This is a genomic window from Thermococcus litoralis DSM 5473 (assembly GCF_000246985.2).
Classification (GTDB): Archaea; Methanobacteriota_B; Thermococci; order Thermococcales; family Thermococcaceae; genus Thermococcus_A; species Thermococcus_A litoralis.
Window position 1 is genome coordinate 1,650,814 of record NC_022084.1, and the last position, 20,739, is coordinate 1,671,552.

The 20,739-nt window shown below is 42.4% G+C and carries 25 protein-coding genes and 1 tRNA gene; 19 read left to right on the top strand and 7 right to left on the bottom strand.

What is annotated here, in order from left to right:
• Positions 1 to 7: 7 nt before the first annotated feature.
• From OCC_RS08955 to OCC_RS08995, 10 genes are all read left to right on the top strand, one after another.
• Complete coding sequence (locus OCC_RS08955; protein ID WP_020953769.1) at positions 8 to 709, top strand: ABC transporter permease; 702 nt, start codon at positions 8 to 10, stop codon at positions 707 to 709.
• Entirely contained in the window at positions 709 to 861 is a 153-nt protein-coding gene (locus OCC_RS12715) for a hypothetical protein (protein WP_020953770.1), read from the top strand. The genes OCC_RS08955 and OCC_RS12715 overlap by 1 nt, the downstream gene beginning before the upstream one ends.
• Positions 858 to 1,829: an ABC transporter ATP-binding protein gene (locus tag OCC_RS08960; protein ID WP_004068873.1), complete on the top strand. Its 972-nt coding sequence runs from the start codon at positions 858 to 860 to the stop codon at positions 1,827 to 1,829. Before OCC_RS12715 ends, OCC_RS08960 begins: the two co-directional genes overlap by 4 nt.
• Positions 1,822 to 2,781 carry an ABC transporter ATP-binding protein gene (locus OCC_RS08965; protein ID WP_004068871.1) on the top strand — a complete coding sequence of 320 codons (960 nt, stop codon included), beginning with the start codon at positions 1,822 to 1,824 and terminating at the stop codon, positions 2,779 to 2,781. Before OCC_RS08960 ends, OCC_RS08965 begins: the two co-directional genes overlap by 8 nt.
• A gap of 1 nt (position 2,782) precedes the next feature.
• Positions 2,783 to 3,481, top strand: a complete 699-nt coding sequence (locus OCC_RS08970; protein WP_004068868.1) for an aspartate/glutamate racemase family protein — start codon at positions 2,783 to 2,785, stop codon at positions 3,479 to 3,481.
• Positions 3,429 to 4,550 (top strand): DUF917 domain-containing protein, encoded by a 1,122-nt coding sequence (locus tag OCC_RS08975; RefSeq protein WP_238565055.1) that lies wholly within the window; start codon positions 3,429 to 3,431, stop codon positions 4,548 to 4,550. Before OCC_RS08970 ends, OCC_RS08975 begins: the two co-directional genes overlap by 53 nt.
• Before the next feature lie 36 nt (positions 4,551 to 4,586).
• Positions 4,587 to 5,264, top strand: coding sequence for an aspartate/glutamate racemase family protein (locus OCC_RS08980; protein WP_004068864.1), 678 nt, complete (start codon positions 4,587 to 4,589; stop codon positions 5,262 to 5,264).
• Between the two features lie 14 nt (positions 5,265 to 5,278).
• Positions 5,279 to 6,322 (top strand): aminopeptidase, encoded by a 1,044-nt coding sequence (locus tag OCC_RS08985; protein WP_004068862.1) that lies wholly within the window; start codon positions 5,279 to 5,281, stop codon positions 6,320 to 6,322.
• A 338-nt stretch (positions 6,323 to 6,660) separates the two neighbouring features.
• The gene (locus tag OCC_RS08990) at positions 6,661 to 7,350 is read left to right on the top strand and encodes an MBL fold metallo-hydrolase (RefSeq protein ID WP_004068859.1); all 690 of its coding nucleotides are present in this window, start codon (positions 6,661 to 6,663) and stop codon (positions 7,348 to 7,350) included.
• Positions 7,347 to 7,610: a DUF504 domain-containing protein gene (locus OCC_RS08995; protein WP_004068857.1), complete on the top strand. Its 264-nt coding sequence runs from the start codon at positions 7,347 to 7,349 to the stop codon at positions 7,608 to 7,610. Before OCC_RS08990 ends, OCC_RS08995 begins: the two co-directional genes overlap by 4 nt.
• Here the strand turns inward: OCC_RS08995 and OCC_RS09000 are convergent.
• Positions 7,587 to 8,534, bottom strand: a complete 948-nt coding sequence (locus tag OCC_RS09000) for a DUF835 domain-containing protein (protein ID WP_004068855.1) — start codon at positions 8,532 to 8,534, stop codon at positions 7,587 to 7,589. The genes OCC_RS08995 and OCC_RS09000 overlap by 24 nt on opposite strands.
• Positions 8,535 to 8,611: 77 nt before the next feature.
• Here OCC_RS09000 and OCC_RS09005 point away from each other — a divergent pair, with 77 nt between their 5' ends.
• The gene (locus OCC_RS09005) at positions 8,612 to 9,373 is read left to right on the top strand and encodes a YchF/TatD family DNA exonuclease (protein ID WP_004068853.1); all 762 of its coding nucleotides are present in this window, start codon (positions 8,612 to 8,614) and stop codon (positions 9,371 to 9,373) included.
• 5 nt (positions 9,374 to 9,378) lie between these two features.
• Complete coding sequence (locus OCC_RS09010) at positions 9,379 to 9,666, top strand: DUF3216 domain-containing protein (RefSeq protein WP_004068850.1); 288 nt, start codon at positions 9,379 to 9,381, stop codon at positions 9,664 to 9,666.
• 94 nt (positions 9,667 to 9,760) lie between these two features.
• Here OCC_RS09010 and OCC_RS09015 read toward each other — a convergent pair whose 3' ends face one another.
• The gene (locus tag OCC_RS09015; RefSeq protein ID WP_048874712.1) at positions 9,761 to 11,275 is read right to left on the bottom strand and encodes a dihydropteroate synthase-like protein; all 1,515 of its coding nucleotides are present in this window, start codon (positions 11,273 to 11,275) and stop codon (positions 9,761 to 9,763) included.
• A gap of 84 nt (positions 11,276 to 11,359) precedes the next feature.
• Between OCC_RS09015 and OCC_RS09020 the strand changes: the two genes are divergently transcribed.
• Together OCC_RS09020 and OCC_RS09025 are read left to right on the top strand one after the other, a co-directional pair.
• Positions 11,360 to 12,121 (top strand): ABC transporter ATP-binding protein, encoded by a 762-nt coding sequence (locus OCC_RS09020; RefSeq protein WP_004068846.1) that lies wholly within the window; start codon positions 11,360 to 11,362, stop codon positions 12,119 to 12,121.
• Between the two features lie 8 nt (positions 12,122 to 12,129).
• Positions 12,130 to 13,608, top strand: a complete 1,479-nt coding sequence (locus OCC_RS09025) for a hypothetical protein (protein ID WP_004068844.1) — start codon at positions 12,130 to 12,132, stop codon at positions 13,606 to 13,608.
• Here OCC_RS09025 and OCC_RS09030 read toward each other — a convergent pair.
• The 3 genes from OCC_RS09030 to OCC_RS09040 are packed head-to-tail and all read right to left on the bottom strand — an operon-like array spanning position 13,598 to position 15,359.
• Complete coding sequence (locus tag OCC_RS09030; protein WP_004068843.1) at positions 13,598 to 13,951, bottom strand: Mth938-like domain-containing protein; 354 nt, start codon at positions 13,949 to 13,951, stop codon at positions 13,598 to 13,600. The two genes, OCC_RS09025 and OCC_RS09030, sit on opposite strands and share 11 nt — an antisense overlap.
• A gap of 5 nt (positions 13,952 to 13,956) precedes the next feature.
• Entirely contained in the window at positions 13,957 to 14,469 is a 513-nt protein-coding gene (locus OCC_RS09035; protein ID WP_004068841.1) for an NUDIX domain-containing protein, read from the bottom strand.
• Positions 14,470 to 14,504: 35 nt separating this feature from the next.
• Complete coding sequence (locus OCC_RS09040) at positions 14,505 to 15,359, bottom strand: PfkB family carbohydrate kinase (RefSeq protein ID WP_004068839.1); 855 nt, start codon at positions 15,357 to 15,359, stop codon at positions 14,505 to 14,507.
• Between the two features lie 46 nt (positions 15,360 to 15,405).
• Here OCC_RS09040 and dapA point away from each other — a divergent pair, with 46 nt between their 5' ends.
• The 4 genes from dapA (at position 15,406) to OCC_RS09060 (ending at position 19,110) form a co-directional block, all read left to right on the top strand.
• A complete protein-coding gene (gene dapA / locus OCC_RS09045; protein WP_238565056.1) occupies positions 15,406 to 16,287 on the top strand; it encodes a 4-hydroxy-tetrahydrodipicolinate synthase in 882 nt (293 codons plus the stop codon).
• A 77-nt stretch (positions 16,288 to 16,364) separates the two neighbouring features.
• On the top strand, positions 16,365 to 16,589 hold the full coding sequence (locus OCC_RS09050) for a HypC/HybG/HupF family hydrogenase formation chaperone (RefSeq protein WP_004068835.1): 225 nt from the start codon (positions 16,365 to 16,367) through the stop codon (positions 16,587 to 16,589).
• 2 nt (positions 16,590 to 16,591) lie between these two features.
• On the top strand, positions 16,592 to 17,701 hold the full coding sequence (gene hypD, locus OCC_RS09055; RefSeq protein ID WP_004068833.1) for a hydrogenase formation protein HypD: 1,110 nt from the start codon (positions 16,592 to 16,594) through the stop codon (positions 17,699 to 17,701).
• A gap of 215 nt (positions 17,702 to 17,916) precedes the next feature.
• The gene (locus OCC_RS09060) at positions 17,917 to 19,110 is read left to right on the top strand and encodes a pyridoxal phosphate-dependent aminotransferase (protein WP_004068831.1); all 1,194 of its coding nucleotides are present in this window, start codon (positions 17,917 to 17,919) and stop codon (positions 19,108 to 19,110) included.
• A gap of 10 nt (positions 19,111 to 19,120) precedes the next feature.
• Here the strand turns inward: OCC_RS09060 and OCC_RS09065 are convergent, their stop codons facing one another.
• Positions 19,121 to 19,324 carry a MoaD/ThiS family protein gene (locus OCC_RS09065; protein WP_004068828.1) on the bottom strand — a complete coding sequence of 68 codons (204 nt, stop codon included), beginning with the start codon at positions 19,322 to 19,324 and terminating at the stop codon, positions 19,121 to 19,123.
• 190 nt (positions 19,325 to 19,514) lie between these two features.
• On the opposite strand from OCC_RS09065, the gene OCC_RS09070 reads away from it, so the two are divergent.
• Entirely contained in the window at positions 19,515 to 20,570 is a 1,056-nt protein-coding gene (locus OCC_RS09070; RefSeq protein ID WP_004068826.1) for a DUF835 domain-containing protein, read from the top strand.
• Between the two features lie 10 nt (positions 20,571 to 20,580).
• On the opposite strand, the gene OCC_RS09075 is transcribed toward OCC_RS09070, so the two are convergent.
• Positions 20,581 to 20,658 (bottom strand) — tRNA-Arg (locus tag OCC_RS09075).
• Between the last annotated feature and the right edge of the window lie 81 nt (positions 20,659 to 20,739).

The following is a 20,739-nucleotide window of genomic DNA, read 5'->3' on the forward strand; positions in this document are numbered from 1 at the left end:
GGGTTAAATGCGAAAAGAAGAATACATAAGAATTCTGTTCAGGAATAAACTTTCTGTAATAGGTATGATGATAATATTGTTACTCGTTATAACTGCAATTTTTGCACCATTTTTAGCTCCTTATCCCGAGCAGGCTAAGGGAGAACCAAATCTTAAAGAAAGACTACAGCCTCCAAGTCTGAAACATCCTTTTGGAACAGACCACATGGGAAGGGACATTCTTAGTAGAGTAATTTATGGAGCTAGAACCTCTCTTATCATCGGGTTTTCAGTAGTCACTATCGCTGTTATTATAGGCCTTTTCTTAGGTCTAATAGCAGGATATCTTGGAGGGAAGTTTGATATAGTGATTATGAGGATTACTGACGTATTTCTAGCATTTCCGCCTCTGCTTTTAGCGTTATTAATTGCAAGTACCTTAGGAAGAGGAATGTTAAATGCAATTCTAGCTTTAGCTATAAGCTGGTGGCCATGGTATACACGACTAGCAAGAGGAATGGCAATTTCAGTGAAAAACAGACCATATGTAGAGGCTGCAAAAGCAATGGGAATAGCAGATTGGAAAATAATGCTAAGACATATTCTTCCAAATTCTATCTCCCCCTTAATTGTCCAAGCAACGATGGATATTGGCTCTGCCATATTGGAAGCAGCAGCCCTAAGTTTTCTTGGTCTGGGTGTTCAACCTCCAACACCAGACTGGGGCTAATGATTAGTGAAGGGAAAAATTACTTTCTAAATTACTGGTGGTACCCAGTATTTCCAGGCCTTGCAATATTTGTTACAGTTATTGCGTTCAACTTAGTTGGAGACGCTGTGAGAGAGGTTATTGATCCAAGACTCAGGAGGAGGTTGCTATGAAAAATCTCCTCGAGATAAGGGAGTTATATGTAAATTTCAGAACATTATGGGGAATCGCAAAGGTTCTAAATGGGGTAAACTTTACAATTAGAAAAGGAGAAATTTTTGGGCTCGTTGGAGAAACAGGTTGCGGAAAGAGTGTAACTGCCAGCACTATACTCAGGCTTTTACCCCCAAATTCGGAAGTTTCTGGCGAAGTATTATTTAAAGGAGAAAACCTTCTTGAAAAATCCGAGGAAGAAATGAGAAAAATTAGAGGAAGGGAAATTTCAATAATCTTCCAAGATCCAATGACATCTTTAAACCCTCTCTTTAAAATAAGAGATCAAATGCTCGATATAATCACTCTTCACAATAATCTCTCAAAAGAAGAGGCCGAGAAACATGCAAAGGAACTCCTAAAAAGTGTGGGACTTCCAGATCCAGAGAGAATTCTCAATTCTTACCCACATGAACTCAGCGGAGGGATGCGACAAAGAGTTATGATTGCAATGGCTTTATCTTCTAATCCTTCACTCCTTATAGCAGATGAACCAACAACAGCTCTTGATGTTACCATTCAGAAACAAATACTCGAATTAATACTCGAGCTAAAGGATCAATACGAATTTTCAGTTCTGTTTATAACTCATGATCTGGGGGTTGTTGCAGAAATATGTGATCGGGTTGGTGTTATGTATGCAGGGAACATTGTTGAAATAGCAACAACTGAAGAGTTATTTGAAACCCCCTTACACCCATATACCCAAGGGCTACTTTCCGTAGTTCCAGATCCCAGATACAGGAAAAAGCTCGAACCCCTCAAAGGAAGTGTACCAAGTTTGTTGAATCCACCTACTGGTTGTAGGTTTCATCCAAGATGTAACTATGCTAGTGAGATTTGCAAACAAAAAAAGCCTATACTATGTGAGTATTCTCCAAATCACTTTGTAGCCTGTCATCTCTATGGGGGGAATTCCGATGATTAGAGTAGAACATTTAAAGAAATATTTCGCAATAAAACAAGGATTCTTACGAAAAAGGACTATGTGGCTAAAAGCAGTTGATGATGTTTCATTTGAAATAAAAAAAGGAGAAACATTCGGATTAGTGGGAGAGAGTGGAAGTGGAAAATCTACACTAGGAAGAACGATCTTAAGACTTTATGAACCAACCTCTGGTAAGGTGTATTTTGGAGAAACTGAGATAACAGCACTTCCAAAAGAGGAATTAAAAAAGATACGACCAAAGATGCAGATGATATACCAAGACCCTTATTCTTCTTTGAATCCTAGGCTGACGGTATTTGATATTATCGCAGAACCGCTAAAGGAGCATGGTTATGAGCATGTTAGGGATAGAATCTTAGAGCTATTAGAAGCGGTTGGACTAAGTGAAGAACATGCCAACAAGTATCCGGACGAACTTAGCGGAGGTCAGTGTCAAAGAGTTGCAATAGCTAGGGCTCTTGCATTAGATCCTGAATTTATAGTTCTAGATGAGCCAACTTCTGCATTAGACGTTTCTGTTCAAGCTCAAGTATTAAATCTCTTGGAAGATCTTAAAAAAGACCTTAGACTCACATATTTGTTTATTTCTCACGACTTGGGAGTAGTTAGGTATCTGGCAGACAAAGTAGGAGTCATGTACCTCGGGAAAATAGTTGAGAGCGGAGATATTAATCAAGTTTTTGATCATCCAAAACACCCCTATACAAAAATGTTACTTGAGTCAATACCTATCCCTGATCCAAAAGTTCGTTCTATAAGAAGACATAAAATTGTCCGTGGAGAGATTCCAAGCCCATTAACCCCACCATCGGGTTGCAGATTCCACCCAAGATGTCCATATGCAAAAGATATTTGCAAGAAAGAGGAACCTGAAATGATCGAACTCGAAAGAGGCCATTTTGTTAGGTGCCATTTTGCGGAGGAGATGTGAGATGATATTAATTGTTGATCCTATAAAAGGAGGACTAGACAAAGCAACAAAAGAGTACATCTCTAAATATTTCCCAAATGATGAATTTTCAGTATTATCTCTAAAAGAGGGGCCAAAAACAATAGAAAGCTTTACTGACAAAACACTAGCGTGTTCTAGGCTTCTTGAAAATCTGGACATGCTAAAGAACGCTAACGCGATAGTAATAAACTGCTTTGCCGATCCTTGTCTCTTTGAGCTTAGGGAAAATCTAAACGTTCCGATTTTCGGGGTAGGAGAAACCACTATGCATATAGCGGCTATGCTCGGAGAGTTTTCAGTTATTGGTCCAGGAGATAACATGATTTCTTGGACTAGAATTCAAGCAAGGGAGTATGGAATATTTGATAAGCTAGTCTCGGTTCACAAAATTAAATTTTCAGTAGACGATATCTTAGAGGCTGATGAAAGGCTGTACAAGGCTACAAAGGATGCATGCCTCGAAGCAATAGACAAAGGTGCGGATGTTATTGTTTTGGGATGTACAGGCTTCATGACAATAGCCAAAAGGCTAAGAGAAGAAATATGGGAAGAGTTTCAAATTCCAGTTTTGGAACCATTGTTAGTTACTTATTCCGTTGCACGCTCTTTGTCTTTAGTTTTTAGGCATGGAAAAAGAGGGTTGTTTTCAGGGAGGGTTGAAGATGAAAGTATTGAATGAAGTCGAACTTAGGGACATTGTAGAGGGTTGCACAGTTTTAGGAACCGGAGGCGGAGGAAACCCTGAAGAAGGATGGGAAATGATAGAAAAGGCGTTAAAAGAAGGAAGAGAGTTCAAACTAGTAAAGCTTGAAGATATACATCCTGACGGTATCGTACCGATGCCATATTTTGTGGGTTCAGTTTCTGGGAAAAAAGTTGAATCCGCATATCCGCATGGAGAGGCCGCACGTTCATATGAAGTTCTTGAGGAGTACATGGGTAAGAAATTCGAGGGTGTCATCTCAACTGAGCTTGGTGGAGCAAATACTGCTGCAGCCCTTGTAACAGCCGCTATGTTAGGGAGACCTATTGTTGATGGAGATCCCGCTGGAAGGTCAGTGCCGGAGTTACAACATACTACCTACTATATCCTTGGAATTCAAATGACGCCATTTTCTGTAGTTACACCTTTTGGAGATGAAATTATTATCCCTAAGGTAAAAGACGATGTACAAGCTGAAAAGATAGTGAGGGGCATTGTTGCCGCTACGGGAACCAACGTAGGAGTAACATCCCATCCCATCGATGGAAAGACACTCAAGAGTTCTGTAGTCCCAGATGCAATAACTTATGCTCTCAAATTAGGAAGAGCTCTAAGGACTGCAAGAGAGAATGGAGGAGATCCAATACAGTCACTTATAAAGACAGGAAACGGATTCTTGCTCTTTAAAGGAGTTGTAACAAGATCCACTTGGAGAGATGAAAGTGGATTTACAATTGGGGAATTCGAGCTTGAAGGTGTTGACGAATTCAAAGGCCAAGTTTACAAAGTCTTTTTCAAAAATGAGAACCTTATTTCATGGAAAAACGGAAAGGTGGACGTAACAATCCCCGATTTAATCTCTGTATTAACACTAGATGGATATCCAGTTACTAACCCAAACGTAAAGGAAGGAAAAGAATACGCAGTCGTTGGGTTTCCAGCACCAGAAATATGGAGAACACCAAAAGGGCTTGAAATTTTCGGCCCAAAATATCTTGGTTTGGATATAGAGTACACACCAATTGAGAAGAAATATTCCAGGTAGGTACTTTTACTTTTTCTTGTTTTGGAGGTGAAAATTATGAAAATTCTTGTAATAAACCCTGTTGGAACTTCGAGATGGGATGAAACAGACAAAAAAATATACCAGAGCTTTGCTTCTCTAGAGACAGAGATAGAGGTAATTAGTTTAGGGGAGGGCCCAATTTCAATCGAAACTAGAAAAACTGAAGCCGATGCTATACCAAGAATCGTGGAAACAGCGCTAAAGAATCATGAGAGTTATGATGCTATAATAGTAAACTGCTGCGCAGATCCAGGAGTTGATATTATAAGGTCACTCCTTGACAAACCTGTCGTTGGCCCTTGCGAAGCGTCGTTAGCTCTAGCTTCTGTTCTTGGTAAGAAAATTGGAATTGTAACTGTTTCTAAGACGGGAATTCCAATATTCGAAGAGCTAGTAAAAAAACTAAACTTCGAGGAGTTCGTAGTATCGATACGAGCTATAGGCATTTCTGTGCCAGAAATTGAAAAAAATTTGCAAAAAACAGTTAATCTGCTCTTAGAAGAGTGTAAAAAAGCAGAGAAAGACGGGGCGGAAGTAATAGTACTCGGGTGTACAGGGTTTGCAGGCTTAGCAGAAAGGCTTCAAAAACATATGGCTATACCTATTATTGACCCTGCTGGAGCTGCAGTAAAAATAGCGGAGAATTTGGTATCCCTTAAATTAAGCCATAGCAAAAAACGGTATTTTTCTTAAAAGGGGGGATTTTTATGTTAGGCTATTTGTCAATTGAAGTCTTGGAAAGTGCTCATAAGTTGTTAAACAAAATAATGAAAGTTCAGGCTAACGAAACTGTTGTTATAACAGCAGATACTGGAAGCGATTTTAACGTAGTTGAAGCAACTGCCAAAGCAGCCAAGCTTTTGGGGGCAAAACCCCTAGTCCTTTGGTATCCAATGCCTCCACACGTTGGGAAAGCCGCAGATCCTTATCTACCTTTAAAACCTCTAGAAGCCGCACTAAAAAACGCAGACGTATGGATTGAGTTCAACAAGAGCTGGTTACTATATTCCACCCCTTGGGATCGTGTAATGGAGGAAGGAACTGTCAGATACATTTGTTTAGTTGGGATGGATTCAGATATGATCGTTAGAACTGTAGGTAGAGTGAATATTCCAAAGTTGCTTGAATTCCAGAGAGTTTTGGCAGAAATTACAAAAAACACAAAGAAAATGAAAATTACAACCCCGGCAGGAACTAGTGTTGAGTTTGAAAACGACCCTTCAAGGCCGATATTTACAGAAGGAGATGTCCGCGGCCCGGGGGACTACATGCTCGTAGGACAAGTGGATTGGGCACCAGTGGAGGAGACAATTAACGGAACAATAGTATTTGACGGTTCAGTATGGCCTCCCCAAGAACTTGGTGTGCTAAGGGAGCCAATTATCCTAGAAGTTGAACAGGGCACGGTAGTTAGAATAGAAGGTGGACAAGAGGCCAAGATATTTGAGAAGTGGTTAAAGAGCTTTAAAGATCCAAATATGTTCAAAATTGCACATATCTCTTATGGATGCAATCCTGGTGCGAAGTTAACGGGAAACATACTAGAGGATGAACGAATCTGGGGAGCAGTAGAGTGGGGACTTGGAAACCAAGCTGCGAGTTTTAGAGGTAAAGTTGGGGCAGCAAAGAGTCATACGGATGGAATTTGCTTGAGTCCTACTGTGGTTGGAGATAGTACAAAAATAATTGAAAAAGGCGAATATGTCCATCCAAAACTAAAAAAATTGGCAAAGCAAGTTATGTCCTTTTAGATTTCTTTTTTTGTGAATTTATTGCCATGGGGACGTTCTTTTGTATTGCAACTCTTTGTATCTAATAGAAAATAATTTAATCACTTCCTGAGTATCAACTTGTTGATTTGATTAAATTTAAATTAAGGAAGTATCTGTTTGTGAGACAAACCTTTTTAAAGAGAGATTTGTATTCTCTTTTAAAGTAGGATGATAGACCCAAAGATTAGGTGATAAATCCCTGCTCTGATCTAGTTTTTAGTTAAATTGGGCGATGAAGAGATTCATCCCTCCTGACGGGACTTGCTCCCCCGAGATGAAGAGGCGGTCCCCCCTCGAGCCTTTTTGAGGTGATTACAATGATTCCCATAGAAATCCCACCAAACACGGTAATGCTCAAGGGGATAGGGTATGATTCAAACATCTATTTGTTTCGAGATCGGAGAGAAGGCTTGATAGTTGATACTGGAACAGGGGTTTACTGGCACAGGTATTTTGAGGTGTTTGATAGGGAAGGCTACCTTGAGGGTTTAGAAAAAGTCACGATTCTGAATACGCATGAGCACTTCGACCACATTGGAGGAAATAGAAAGTTTAAGGAGTTTTTGGAGGAGAGAGATATTGAAGTTTTCTTTGCTGCCCACACTCTCACAGCGGAGGCTCTTGAAAAGGGAAACGATTACGTCATTCTCTCATACGCCTATGGAAGACGGTTTATGCCGCATAATGTTGATATAAGGCTTGATGATGGAAGCGTTTTGAAGGTCGGAAGTAAGGAGCTTAAAGTTATTTATACGCCCGGCCATACTGCAGGAAGCCTCTGTCTATATGAGCCAGAGGAAAAAGTCCTTTTTACAGGGGATACTGTGTTTAAGGGCACGGTTGGAAGGACTGACTTGCCCACGGGGAGCTTTGAAGAATTGGTAAGAAGCCTAAAGAAGCTGGAAGCACTGGATGTTTACATTGCCTTGCCCGGACATGGAAAGCCTATAACAAACTGGGAAGAGAATTTTGAATTAATCAAAAAGGTTTTGGGGGTCTTTGAGTGAGAAAGGGCTTCGTTAAGGAGGTTCTCTCCAAAATTAAATACGACCCTAGGGAAAATGAGGAGGACTACTACATTGTTATTGAGCATCGGGGAGCATATGGAAATGTTAAAAAGATCCCCGTAAAGCTCATAGAGCTTGGCCATGGCTATTTCTTCATTGAAGATACCCAGATTCCATACCATAGAATACTGGCTGTCGTTAGGAAAGACGGAAAGGTTGTTTGGAAAAAGAGAGGGCTAGGAGATGAGGTGAAATTCTGAGCTCAAAATGCCTTTTTCACTTTCGTTAAAAGCATTCAAATCACCGGATAAGATTACGTAGCTTTGGTTTATTATTGCGTAGTCTTTGAGGTAAGTCAGTACTTCAAAGAACTTTTTAAATCCAAGTTTTGCATTCAGGTGCTCTATTCCCTCTATAGCCAAAATAGAGTGCCCCTGTTTCAGGAAATCAATCATGAATTTTCTCGCTTCGTCGAACCTGTCTGGAGAGATTGAGCCAACTGTCGGGATGTTTGTTAACCAATACACTTCAACGTTATCCTTAAACAATTTTTTGACTTCATCTGGGGAGTCCCTTGTTATGATTGCCATTCTATGTTTATCGGTGAGATTCAAAAGGAAATAGCGTGCTTTGAACTTGGTGGAGAAAAGATAGCCTCCCGGTACAAGTTCCTTGAGCTTAACTTCATCTTCGGAAAGTGCAAGTAAAAGCTCGTAAAGCTCCCTCAGCTTGTCATAGTACTCTCCTTCAATGTGGGAAAGCTTAGATAGGGTTGATTTTAGGTTGTCATCTTTTATCACCTTTGAGACAATCTCATAGGTTTCTTTCATAGAAAGCTCCAAGTCCATGCACGTTCTGAGAATTTTAAGATGCTCTCTAATAGTGTTAAGATCTTTTGTGACCCTTTTGTTCTGGAAAAATGAGAGTTCAGGAAACTTTGGCTCTTCCCCTGGATACAGAAGCTGGAACTTTCCATAAAGCTCATTTTTCTCCTTGAGGCTCTCTTCTGAAAATGAAGAAAACAGCGTCTTAACACTTTCTAAACTGCAGTTTTCAGAAAGTTCTTTGTAAAATTTGGCTTCATGTTCTTTGTTGAAAATCAGAAAGCCCAAGGCTTCTTTGGGTGATTTTTCCCAAAGGTACCTGATAATTTGATCATCCTGAATAATATCTTCCCATTCCATTTTACCACCCATAATTTTTGTAGAGTTTAAATAGAAAAGCTTTTCTATTCCCTTCTTTATGATGGAAGGGGGTTCAAGTGATAGACGCTCACGCTCATGTGGAGATGTTTAAAAAGGAAATCCCTGCAATCGTTGAAGAGAGCCAAAAACACCTTGACGCCATAGTGGATTCTATAACTGAATATCGGAAATTCCACGTATGGAAAAGCTGGGAGCTTCTAAAGCCCTATTTTGGCTTCATATTTCCAACCTTAGGATTTGCCCCAAACGAAGCTAGGAGGGGCAACTGGGAGAAGGTCAGGAGGGTTAAGGGATTTATAATAGAGCATAAGGATGAAATCGTCGCCGTTGGTGAGATTGGGCTTGACTACCACTATGCCAAAACGGAAGAAGAACGAAAGAACCAGCGTGAGATATTCAGCCATTTCCTTGAGCTCGCTGCTGAGCTTGGCAAGCCTGTTGTTCTTCACGCGAGGGATGCTGAAAGAGAAGTTTATGGGGCAATTCAGAGGAGAGGCATCCATGGCTACTTCCACTCCTATACTGGGGACGTTGAAACAGCTAAAGAGATCGCTGAGAACGGGCATTTCATAGGTATAAGCACTGGGGTGGCTTTCATCCCCGAAGTGAGGAAAGTTGTAGAGGCTTTGGACGTTGAGAACATTCTCGTTGAGACCGATGCTCCATATATGAGTCCTTTCAAGGGCGAGAAGAATAAGCCGTATTATGTGAAGTTCGCCATCGAGGAAATAGCTAAAATAAAGGACATGCCTGTTAAGGAGGTAGAGAGAACAGCTCATAAAAACGCTGTTAGGTTCTTTAAGCTGAATCTGAGGTGATTCCTATGGAGGAAGTTGAGAAGGTTAAGGCATTGTGTAAGGAGCTTAATGAAGAGCATCTCCTTAAGGCTATTGATTCCTTTGTATCCCTTCAGAAGGAGCTCTCGAGCAAAAAAGGGGAGGATTTCATAAACGTTTCCATACTGGGCTTTATCGAGGGGATTCTGGTAAGTCTTTCAAGAAAGCATGAAAACGAAAAAATAGGTGAGCTTTTGGAGAAGGTTAGGGCAAAAAGATCAGAACTGGAAGAGAAGTTTAAGAAGCCGAGAGTTCCGCTCTTTGAAAATCCCTGATCAGCCCTGGCTGTACTCCTCATTGCCATAGGGCTCGGGATAGGCTTTCATCACCCTCGTTATGGGTTGTCATTTTTGGTTTTAATACTTTTCCTCAGTAGAAGTCCTTGAATAGTTCGCCCTCTTGCATATAACTTCTCCTTAGTTTGAGAGCAGTTTTTGCCCTTTCTAGCTCTCTTCCGAGATAAAAAGCGTGTCTGGGTGAAATTTCAAAGTGTTCCAAGATTGTGTCAATTATTGCGTTTGGTTCTTCCCCAACCACCGTTAGAAGCTGTTTAGTGCCCTTGTGGGCTATCACCCATATCTTATCATCCTTAAGGAAGATCCTGAAGTAGATATCCTCAAGCTCCACGCCTTTTTCCTTGGCATTCACAACGGGGGATTTTACTTCATAGGTAACACTTCCGCTTTTCTTTTCTTTTAAGAGCAGTAGGTCAAAGCCAAGATCCTTGGGAATCTCGAAGAACATCATGTCCAAAGCCCTTCTTAGCTCCTTGACGCTTCCTCTGCACTTAGGACTCACCTCTGTAGTGAGGAGGAGTGAAATGTTCAATTCCTTCGCAGCTCCTGCCAATAGGGCGTTAATTCCTACGCTGTCCGCGTCTATCATCTCCACAGCGTTTCCAACTCCAGCTAAGAGGACATCTTCCTTATGCTTTTCTCTGTAGAGCTGGAAGGCTGAGATGGAACGGGCTAAATTGGGCACATGCTCAAGAATCAAGTCTGCAATGACCCTCTTATACCCCAAGGAAAGTGCTTTTTCTTTAAGCTTCTCTAAGAATTCAACCCTCTCTTTGGGATTGATGGGAAAGTAGCCTTTTTCTTGGTTAGTTGGAATCAAAACGACGGGCTTTTCAGTTATCATAGCCTCTAGGTTGCTCTCATCAACGCTTAAAAATAAGTCAGCAAAGTCAAGGGCTCTTTCAAGTTCTCTTGGGTTTAGGGAATCGAAGCTTATCGGAACCCTATAGCCTGAGCTTTTTAGGGCTTCTCTAAGCCCTGGAATTATCTCAGCGAATTCGGGGTTTTCTTCCCCACTCACCATCCCCAGATCAATTATATCTGCCCCACTTTTGAGGTAATAGAGGGCTTTATTAAAAAGCTCCTCGAAGCTGAGCTTTGGGGCATCTACGATTTCGGCTATTATTCTCTGCGGAAAGTCAAGTCCAACTGGCAAATTTCCTATAAGGAAGTTATAGGGCTTCTTGAGGGCTTTTTCAATGTATTTCTTGTTTTTTGTTTGGTTTTTAATGTCTTCGACTTTCTTGAGGGCATCTATTTCGAACAGATCATCGGCGGGGATTTCTTTGCTCAGCTTGAACCCTTTTTTAACTGCCTCTATCACCTGAGGAATGTCGTAAGCGTTTCTCGAGCCTTTAAACGTCGGAATTCCAGTGGCATCTTCTATCTCCTGTGCCGACCCTCTCACGAGTCCGGGGATTAGTATGAGATCGTAATCCCTTATACGGGCTTTTTTTAAACAGTTTACAATCATTCTTGGAGTGAGAAAAGCTGCCACACTAACGGGACATACAAAGACATCACATCCTTCTCCGTACTTCCTAACCAGAGGCTCTGCGAGGATTCCCGTGACGAGTAGGATTTTCATGTTATCATTTTTGCATTTCATGGTTATAAATCTCTCTCAAAAGGTTTATTAGAGCAGTGGTTCTCAATTAATCGAGGCAAGCTTATGATCGTGGTGGAAAATCTCACTAAGAGGTTTGGCGAGAAAACAGTACTCAACGGGATAAGCTTTAGGGTTAATGATGGCGAAATTTATGGACTTCTAGGCCCCAACGGAAGTGGAAAATCGACCACAATGAAGATTCTGGTTGGTATACTCAAACCGACTTCTGGAAGTGTAAGTATAGCGGGCATTGACCCTTTAAGAGACCCCGTAAAGGTGAAAGAGGTCGTGGGATTTGTGCCCGAAACCCCTGTTCTGTATGAAAGCTTAACGCCAGAAGAGTTCTTTAATTTTGTTGGGAGTGTTAGGGGAATTGCTAAAGAAAAGCTGGAGGAGAGGGTTAACTATCTTGTCAAAGCCTTTGGGATCGAGGAGTACCTCGATCAGTTTATCGGAACGCTGAGCTTTGGCACACAGCAGAAAATTTCTCTCATCTCTGCCCTGCTTCACGACCCACGGGTTCTTATTCTTGATGAAGCCATGAACGGCCTTGATCCTAAAAGTGCTAGGATATTAAGGGAGCTTTTGCTCGAATTCAAGGAAGAGGGGAAGAGCATAGTGTTTTCCACTCATGTGTTGCCCTTAGCAGAGATGATATGCGACAGAATTGGGCTTATCTATAAGGGAGAGCTTATTGTGGAAGGAACAATGGAGGAGTTAAAAGAGAAAGTTCATGAAGAAAACTTGGAAGATATTTTCCTCAAGCTGACGGAGAGCAAAGGAGAAGTGGAAAATATTTTGCAGGCTCTGAAAGAAGCTTTATAGGTGGTCTTATGCTGGAAATCCTTTATCGCGAGCTTCATTACCAGATAGCAAAGAGAAACCCTCTGGTAGCAAACGATGAGAAACAGTTCCAAAGGGCAATTAAAAATGCGATGAACATTAAAAGGAGCATTGGAGTTCAGGTACTTGGTTTTCTTCCATTTGGCTTGTTGATGGCGTCTACCTTTGCTTTTACCAATGAGAAGCTGGTTCTTTCTTCTCTAATGGTATCCCTTGCGCTGATACCGTTTGTCTTCGCGATGTACGTTACTGCAGTGCAGACCTCCTATGTTCTTTCGGTGGGGTTGTTTGAACCTTTAAAGCTCCTCCCAATAAAAATGGGCTCCAGATATCTCAGCGGTCTTTTGCTTCTTGAAATTTCTCCTTCCTTAGCTACAGTCCTCCCAAGTGCCCTCTTCCTTATGGTGAAATACCCTTTATCGGGGCTTCTTGCAGTCCTCTGGCTGCTGCTAGGGTTATTTTTAGGGCACACACTTGGATTGCTTTTGGTTAACTTTTTCTCTCTCAGGATACATCAAAGGGCAGGAAAGGGGCATTCTTTGAAGAGCTTTGCTAGGGTTGTGATGTTTCTGCTTTTCATAGGCATGTTCATGATGATGAACTACCTTCAGTACTACATAAGGGAGCACTCTGAACAGGTTGCTGGAATAGTGGAAAAGTACTTTATTGCGTATCCTTTTGCCGTCTCCTCTATCTTTGACCCTCTGCGGAGTATGGCACTTTTTCTTGCTTATTTGAGTATCTTTGGACTCGTGTATCATCTAACCCTCAAAGGAGTATGGAAAAAGATTCTCGAACCTCCTGTGGTTTCGGAAAGGCGTAGCATCTCAAAGTTCAGGGCATCGCCAAGGGGCAAAATCTTAACTCTGGTTTTAAAAGATTTCAAGATATTCGTTAGAAAACCGGCGATGCTTGTAGCTTTTCTCTTCCCCATTTACGTAATTTTTCCAACACTTGTATCTGCACTTCAGAGGGGGGAATTGGGATTAGAAGATCTTTTACCAGTGCTTTTTATGATTGGTCTGTTTTCCGTTCCGGGTGCTGATGCAGTTCTCAAAGTTGAGGGAAAGAATCTAGACTTTCTCAGGACTCTCCCCATAAAAAAGAGAGACTTTGTCATTGCAAAAGTTATGTCAATGACTCTTATCCCGACTTTCTTGGGACTTTCCTTAGTAACTCTCGGCGTCTTTTATGGCTCAGAGGCTTTTGTTTTATTGCCCTACGCTCTTTTCCTTCCGTTTATAGCCTCTTCCATAACGATGCTTTATTTTTTCAGGTATAGGGGAGAAGAGATTGGTATTCCCGAGCTTAGATGGCCGCAGATAATCCTCATGTTCATAATCGTTGGTATAGTTTTCGGCATCATTGCCCTTCCGATTTTTGTAGGCTTTAATGTAATTGGGAGCGAGGTGATAGCCCTTGTGACTTCTTTAACTCTGGCATTCCTCCTTGGAAGGCTCAGCAGGTGATGTGGAATATTCCGAGGATTCTTTTCTTTCCCTTAAGCTCGTTGAAGACTTTTGCCGCCTCAGGAGTAGGCTTTTCGATTACCTCCTTCCCCTCTATTAGCTTCTTGCTTTCTGGAAGGAGTGAAAGCATTCCATAGATGCCCGTTCCAACGACGAGAACTTCGAAGTCTTCTTTTAAGTACTCCTTCAGCTCCTCCGGGTCGAGCTTGTGGCTTGTTCCGTGTTTTTCTTTTGAAATCCACTTTTTGCGCCTTTCAACTTTTCCCGAGGGGTAGATAACGATGTCGTGAGAGTATTCTTTTCCATTCACACTTATTCTCCCAAACTCAACTTTGTCTATCATTGTAATCACCTAAAAACACGGAATGCATCTTCTATAATCTTTCCGTGGTCAAAAGCGAGTTTCAAATCTTTTACCTCGTCAAGCTTAAAGACCCTTGCTTCGCTCGCATCGTCTCCCCCTTTCAGCGTTCCCTTTCCTTTGGCTAAGAACGCTATTGTAACCGTATGCCCCCTCGGGTCTCTCTTCGGATCGCTGTAAACACCTATCAGGTCTAAAAGCTCGACATCCAGCCCGGTTTCCTCCTTTGCTTCCCTTATGGCAGCATCTTCTACTCTCTCCCCATACTCCACAAATCCTCCCGGCAGTGCCCAGTAGCCCTTATACGGCTCATTGCGCCTCTTTATGAGCACTATACCGTCTTTGTGCAGTATTACGAGGTCTACGGTTAAGCTTATGCACCTATGAAGCTCGGCTTTAACCTCGGGATATTTGCTTTGTATGAGCTTTTCTATCTCTTCCTTGATTGGATTTATGTTGTATCCCTTGGGGGATTTTAGGAGGAGGACGTATCGCTCCATATAATCACCTCGGTCAAGTCCCTTCTCATCACCCCTCAGCGTGCTGACGTTTCCTCATCGGTGTTTACTTTTTCTACTTTCACGAATTTAGTCTTTTCCATGGCTTCAGCAATGGGGAAGTCAATTGTTCGTCTCTCTAGAAACGCTGCTGTAAAGGCATTAGCTCTCTTTAGGGCTTGAATGAAGGGACATTCCCTATAGAAATATGCAAAGCTTGCGAGGAAAACATCTCCAGCTCCTGTGGGCTCCTTTGCATCTATTTTGAGGGGGTAATAAATGTACTTCTCTCCCTTATGATAAGCTACTCCACTTTCGGAACCGTTTGAGACCAAAAGAACCTCAAGATCATCCGGGTTTAGGTTTTTTACGTGTTGGAACTCATTGACGTCTGCATGGACAACATGTGCATTTTTTAAAAACTCTCCGTTTATCTCTTTTAACCCAACCCTGCCGTTTTTAAAATCTCTAATAAACCCTTGAATATCCACGGCAACTTCCTTGGCTTTTACAAGCTCCAAGGCATTTGGAGGAATCTCATTTGCAACGGGATTTAGCAAGATGATGTCGAACTTTTCTTGGGGGATTTCATCAAGGGTGAAGGGATCAGCCTTGGAGAGGAGCTTGAGTTGTCTGTTCTCTTCGTCTAGGTAGAGGAGTTCATAAGTTGTGCTTTTTTCAGAGGGAATTATTATCGTTGATATTCCGTAAGATTCGAGCTCTTCAAGCCACTCAATTGGAAAGTCCTTTCCGATTTTAGTCAAAACGACAACTTCGCAGAACTTTGAGAGTGCAAGGGATGAATAATATGCTCCGCCGCCGATTCTCTCGGTTTTTCTTCCATCTTTTACTATGATGTCGTGGGTTAAATGTCCAATCACCAAACATCTCATTCCTCTCACCGCAAGGTTTAATTAGGTAAAGCTCCTTTTTAAATTGATGCCTATGTTTGAAGGAGTTTTTGTCCCCCATATAACCCCATTTGATGATGAAGAAGAAATAAATGAAGAAATGCTGCGTGATCTCGTCCACTACTTTGCAGATGCTGGTTTAAACGGCTTAGTAACTTTGGGGAGCAATGGAGAGTTCCCTTATTTGAGCTTTGAGGAGAAGCTTAGGGTTCTTAAGATTGTGCGAGACGAGTCTCCAGTTCCAGTTATAGCCGGCGTTGCCGAGAACTCTACCAAGGAAACTATAAGGCTTGCGAAAGAAGCTTGGGATATAGGGGTGGATGCTCTCTTAATAGCCCCACCGTACTACTTCAAGCCTGACAAGAGGGAACTTTTCGCTCATTATTCCAGAATTGCCTACGAGGTAGAGGCTCCAATTTTGCTTTACAACGTTCCAAAGTTTACCACAATCAACATAGATCTGGATGTAGTCGAGAAGCTTGTGGAGGAGCACTCCAACATCGTTGGTATAAAGGATTCAAGCGGGTCAATAGGGAGAATAGCAGAGCTTGTAAGAAGGGTAGGAGATAAGATAAATATCCTAGCCGGAACCGCGGATGTTATGTATCCTTCGTGGATGCTGGGGGCACATGGGGCTGTCGTGGCAGTTGCAAACGTTGCTCCGAGACTTTGTGTTGAACTTTACAATGCATTTCTTGAGAAAAGGTATGAAAGGGCAAGAAAGCTCCAGCTCATGATAAACTACCTCAATGAAGTTGTCGTCAAGAAATACAACCAGATAAGTGCAATAAAAGAGGCTATGAGGATGCTCGGCTTTGAAGTGGGTTACCCGAGGATGCCGGCTTTGCCCCTTGATGAAAAGGCTCTAGAAGACATAGAACGGGCTTTGATTGAGATAGGCCTTTTATGATACACAACTTTGTGAACAACCTATGGTTTAAAAAAGAATTAAAAACTCCTTTCTGTAGTTTTGATTAGGTGAGGAAAATGTGTTTAGCAATGCCCGCTAAGGTGGTTGAAATTAAGGATAACGTTGCAATAGTTGATTTTGGCGGAGTTAGGAGAGAAGCTCGCATAGATTTTGTGAAGGACGTTAAAGTTGGTGATTACGTTATAGTTCACACGGGATTTGCCATTGAAAAACTGGACGAAAAAGCCGCCCTTGAGAGTTTGAAAGCTTGGGAAGAGGTCATGAAACTCGTGGAGGAGTGAACATGGAACTTTCGATTTTTCAAGATAGAGAGTTAGCTCAGAAGATACTCCAAGGGATAAAACGAGAGGCGGAGAGAATAGGTAGGGAAGTAAAGCTGATGCACGTTTGTGGTACTCATGAAGACACCGTGACGAGAAGCGGGATAAGGTCTCTTCTTCCCGAAAACGTTAAAGTTATGAGCGGTCCTGGATGTCCTGTCTGCATAACCCCCGCAGAAGACATTGCGGCAATGATGGAGATAATGCGCAAAGCAAAAGAAGAGGGAGAGGAGATAATCCTCACGACCTTTGGGGACATGTATAAGATCCCCACAGCAGTGGGAAGCTTTGCCGATCTGAAAAGTGAGGGGTTTGATGTTAGAGTTGTTTATTCGATTTACGATTCCTATAAGATAGCACTCAAAGAGAAGGACAAGCTAGTAGTTCATTTTTCTCCGGGGTTTGAAACCACAACTGCTCCCGCTGCGGGCATACTGAAGGAGGTTATAGAGAAAGGAATAGAAAACTTCAAAATATATTCAGTTCACCGCTTAACTCCTCCCGCCGTTGAGGCGTTGATTAAACAAGGGACGGTTTTTGATGGGCTTATAGACCCTGGACACGTTTCGACAATAATCGGCGTGAAAGGATGGGAGTACATAACAAAAGAATATGGAGTTCCCCAGGTAGTTGCGGGATTTGAGCCGGTTGATTTTCTCATGGGAATATTCATGCTCTTGAGAATGATAAGAAAGGGAGAGGCAAAAATAGAAAACCAGTACACAAGGGTTGTGAAATACGAGGGCAACGTTGAGGCTCAGAGAACGATAGAGGCTCTCTTTGATGTCGTTGACGCAAAGTGGAGAGCTTTGGGTGTAATACCAAAAAGTGGGTTGGAGCTCAAAAAAGAGTATAAGGATTATGAAGTAAGAACATTTTACAGGGTAAAGCCTCCAGAGCTGCCCGATCTGGAGAAGGGATGCATATGTGGGGCTGTGCTTAGAGGACTGGCGCTGCCAACACAGTGCCCCCTCTTTGGAAAGAAGTGTACTCCAAGAAACCCGGTTGGGCCGTGCATGGTTTCCTATGAGGGAACGTGCCAGATATTCTACAAATATGGGGCGCTCTTTTGATTTTTGCAATTTTTATTTCCGATATTGCCTAGGGTTAGAAAAGGGCTCGGAGGGTGTTCACGTCATCACTCCTCAGCATGCTTGCTAATCGTCATCGCCTGAAGTAGCTACGCTTTCTCTCTTTTAAAGCTATCTCCAAAACGTGAAACCTTATGTTAGGAAAAATTTTTATGCTTGTAAAACAACATTTCTCTGATTTATACGGAGGTGTTGTTATGGTTAAAGCGTCAAAAAGAGCGATGAGTATTGAGTATGCCATTAGGGACGTTGTTCTGCCTGCAAGGGAGCTTGAAAAGCAGGGAATAAAAATCATCAAGCTCAACATCGGTGATCCCGTGAAGTTTGACTTTCAGCCCCCAGAGCACATGAAAAAAGCTTATTGCGAAGCAATAATGGAGGGTCACAACTATTACGGGGACAGCGAGGGGGATAGGGAACTTAGAGAGGCTATTGTGGAGAGGGAAAAGAAAAAGAACGGTGTGGATATTACTCCAGAGGATGTCCAAGTTACAGCTGCCGTTACCGAGGCATTGCAGTTCATTTTTGGGGCACTTATCGATGGAGGCGAGGAGATACTAATCCCCGGGCCGAGCTATCCGCCATACGTTGGACTTGTGAAGTTCTACGGTGGTGTTCCCAAGGCTTATAGAACAGTTGAGGAAGAGGGATGGCAGCCGGATATAGATGACATGAGGAAAAAGATAACCGAAAAAACGAAAGCAATAGCCGTTATAAATCCAAACAACCCCACTGGAGCCCTCTATGAAAAGAAGACCCTTCAAGAGATAATAGACCTTGCTGGTGAGTATGACTTGCCAATAATAAGCGATGAGATTTATGACCTCATGACATATGAAGGAAAGCACGTTTCTCCGGGTTCATTAACTAAGGACGTGCCTGTAATAGTCATGAACGGTCTCTCAAAGGTCTACTTCGCAACAGGATGGAGATTGGGCTATATGTACTTTGTAGACCCAGAGAACAAGCTTGCTGAGGTTAGAGAAGCAATAGGGAAGCTCGCAAGGATAAGGCTCTGTCCAAACACTCCGGCTCAAAAAGCGGCAATCGCTGGCCTTAGGGGTCCAATGGACTACCTTGAGGAATACATGGCAAAACTGAAGGAGAGAAGGGACTACATCTACAAGCGCCTTAATGAGATGCCAGGAATAAGCACCCAGAAGCCACAGGGAGCATTCTACATATTCCCCAAGATTGAGGAAGGCCCATGGAAGAGCGACAAAGAGTTCGTCCTTGATGTCCTCCACAACGCCCATGTGCTCTTTGTCCACGGCTCTGGATTTGGCGAAGGTGGCGAAATGCACTTCCGTTCAATATTCTTAGCTCCGGTTCCAGTGTTAGAAGAAGCCATGGACAACCTGGAGAAGTTTATGAAAGAAAGGCTTGGATGATCTTTCTTTTTTACCCTCCTGAGACAACTGGAATTACTTCGACGTAGTCGTTGTCGTTAATCGGATCATCTTCCAAAGCAACTTTTCCGTTTACCTTTGCTATGGCACTTTCCGTGTTGAATCCAACAGCCCTAAGGACGTCTTTGACTTTCATTCCCTTCTGATACTCCAGCTCTCTCTCGATTTTTCTCCCGATTACCCTCACTTTGATCATGAGCATCACCGGAGAAGAATTCCTGTGTGGGTTTTTAACTTTGTCGAAAAACTCTTTAAGTTTCTGAAGGATATATAAACGTCGATGATGGTCGAGGCCCGGCACTGAAGGGTGATGAGGGCCATCACACCTGAGACAAAATGGAAACTCTTATAACCTCGGACATTTATTTGGCGTTTAGGGGAACTTCATGATACACCCACTTGAAGTAAGTATTATCGGGACATTTGTAATAAGGATTGGAGCGGTTTTACTGTTTTTGTATGCCTATTACAAAAGTAGACGGAAGTCTGCTCTCTTCTTCGCACTTTCGTGGCTTTCTGCAATTCCAACGGCGACCTTTGAGCTTATTAATATAAAGATCGAAAACGCTCTAGTCTCTTTAGCTTTTGCTCTCTTCAACCTTGGTATCTTCTCTATGCTTAAGGAAGAGGGTAATGTTCCAATTCCCAAGGCAGGTGTTATAGTTCAGCCTCTTGTTATAGCCCTTTTTGGCATAGGGGAGAGCATTATTGAAAGAAACCCTGAAGATGGGTATATATTTGGAGGACTTTTGACGGTGATACTTGGCGCTATAGTGGCTGAAACTCTCTCCCCATATTACGGCAGAGATGGGAAGGGATTGGGAATTATTCTTATGATTTCAGGTGTTGCCTCTGCAGTGTATCCACGAGTTGTTTCATCTCCTCAATTGTTGACTATAGGTCAGATAGCCGCTTTGGCAGTTGGTGCAAGTTTGTTCTACTTTTATTACAAAATAGTTTCCAGTCCGCGTTTCATCAAAAATGAAACTGTAGAAGTTGCAGAGTTTCCGGAGCTTGAGGGAGTTCTTATTATCTCACCAGAAGAGTTTAAAGAAATTAAAGCACAGCTGGAGAACTATCCAGTTCTTGCTTTTCTGCGGAACTTAAAACCCTCTGAAAAGTGGAATTTTCTCTTCTTTACAACATTAGATAATATTAACATGCCAAATGCAGTCCATCCCACCGATCTGTACAAGATAGCCGACATGGTCAATAGGTACATCTTCGAGATGAAAAGGAGCAATCTTAGGGGGATTGTTGTAATAGAGGGGTTGGAGTACCTTAGGATTTACAACGGATTCCCTTCAATAGCAAAGATGCTGAGCGCAGTTAGAGACTACGTGGTTTCCAACAATGGAGCTCTTATAGTTGTAGCGGACAAGAACGCTTGGGACGAGAGAGAATGGAACACCTTGAGGAGAGTCTTAGGAATTGAAGAATAGACCCAATTTGTGGCGGACCGGCGGGGATTTGAACCCCGGACCCTCGGCTTAGGAGGCCGATGCCCTATCCTGGCTAGGCTACCGGTCCACTCCCGTTTCCTATCCTCTCTCACTGGCTTATAAATCTTTTGTTAAACAAAATAGTTTAACGGAAATCAAAGGGTATTTA

Coding starts and splice junctions, on each gene's coding strand:
- OCC_RS08955 (WP_020953769.1), top strand. CDS start 8: ATGCGAAAAGAAGAATACATAAGAATTCTGTTCAGGAATAAACTTTCT.
- OCC_RS12715 (WP_020953770.1), top strand. CDS start 709: ATGATTAGTGAAGGGAAAAATTACTTTCTAAATTACTGGTGGTACCCA.
- OCC_RS08960 (WP_004068873.1), top strand. CDS start 858: ATGAAAAATCTCCTCGAGATAAGGGAGTTATATGTAAATTTCAGAACA.
- OCC_RS08965 (WP_004068871.1), top strand. CDS start 1,822: ATGATTAGAGTAGAACATTTAAAGAAATATTTCGCAATAAAACAAGGA.
- OCC_RS08970 (WP_004068868.1), top strand. CDS start 2,783: ATGATATTAATTGTTGATCCTATAAAAGGAGGACTAGACAAAGCAACA.
- OCC_RS08975 (WP_238565055.1), top strand. CDS start 3,429: ATGGAAAAAGAGGGTTGTTTTCAGGGAGGGTTGAAGATGAAAGTATTG.
- OCC_RS08980 (WP_004068864.1), top strand. CDS start 4,587: ATGAAAATTCTTGTAATAAACCCTGTTGGAACTTCGAGATGGGATGAA.
- OCC_RS08985 (WP_004068862.1), top strand. CDS start 5,279: ATGTTAGGCTATTTGTCAATTGAAGTCTTGGAAAGTGCTCATAAGTTG.
- OCC_RS08990 (WP_004068859.1), top strand. CDS start 6,661: ATGATTCCCATAGAAATCCCACCAAACACGGTAATGCTCAAGGGGATA.
- OCC_RS09000 (WP_004068855.1), bottom strand. CDS start 8,534: ATGGAATGGGAAGATATTATTCAGGATGATCAAATTATCAGGTACCTT.
- OCC_RS09010 (WP_004068850.1), top strand. CDS start 9,379: ATGGAGGAAGTTGAGAAGGTTAAGGCATTGTGTAAGGAGCTTAATGAA.
- OCC_RS09015 (WP_048874712.1), bottom strand. CDS start 11,275: ATGAAAATCCTACTCGTCACGGGAATCCTCGCAGAGCCTCTGGTTAGG.
- OCC_RS09020 (WP_004068846.1), top strand. CDS start 11,360: ATGATCGTGGTGGAAAATCTCACTAAGAGGTTTGGCGAGAAAACAGTA.
- OCC_RS09025 (WP_004068844.1), top strand. CDS start 12,130: ATGCTGGAAATCCTTTATCGCGAGCTTCATTACCAGATAGCAAAGAGA.
- OCC_RS09030 (WP_004068843.1), bottom strand. CDS start 13,951: ATGATAGACAAAGTTGAGTTTGGGAGAATAAGTGTGAATGGAAAAGAA.
- OCC_RS09035 (WP_004068841.1), bottom strand. CDS start 14,469: ATGGAGCGATACGTCCTCCTCCTAAAATCCCCCAAGGGATACAACATA.
- OCC_RS09040 (WP_004068839.1), bottom strand. CDS start 15,359: ATGAGATGTTTGGTGATTGGACATTTAACCCACGACATCATAGTAAAA.
- dapA (WP_238565056.1), top strand. CDS start 15,406: ATGCCTATGTTTGAAGGAGTTTTTGTCCCCCATATAACCCCATTTGAT.
- OCC_RS09050 (WP_004068835.1), top strand. CDS start 16,365: ATGTGTTTAGCAATGCCCGCTAAGGTGGTTGAAATTAAGGATAACGTT.
- hypD (WP_004068833.1), top strand. CDS start 16,592: ATGGAACTTTCGATTTTTCAAGATAGAGAGTTAGCTCAGAAGATACTC.
- OCC_RS09060 (WP_004068831.1), top strand. CDS start 17,917: ATGGTTAAAGCGTCAAAAAGAGCGATGAGTATTGAGTATGCCATTAGG.
- OCC_RS09065 (WP_004068828.1), bottom strand. CDS start 19,324: ATGATCAAAGTGAGGGTAATCGGGAGAAAAATCGAGAGAGAGCTGGAG.
- OCC_RS09070 (WP_004068826.1), top strand. CDS start 19,515: ATGATACACCCACTTGAAGTAAGTATTATCGGGACATTTGTAATAAGG.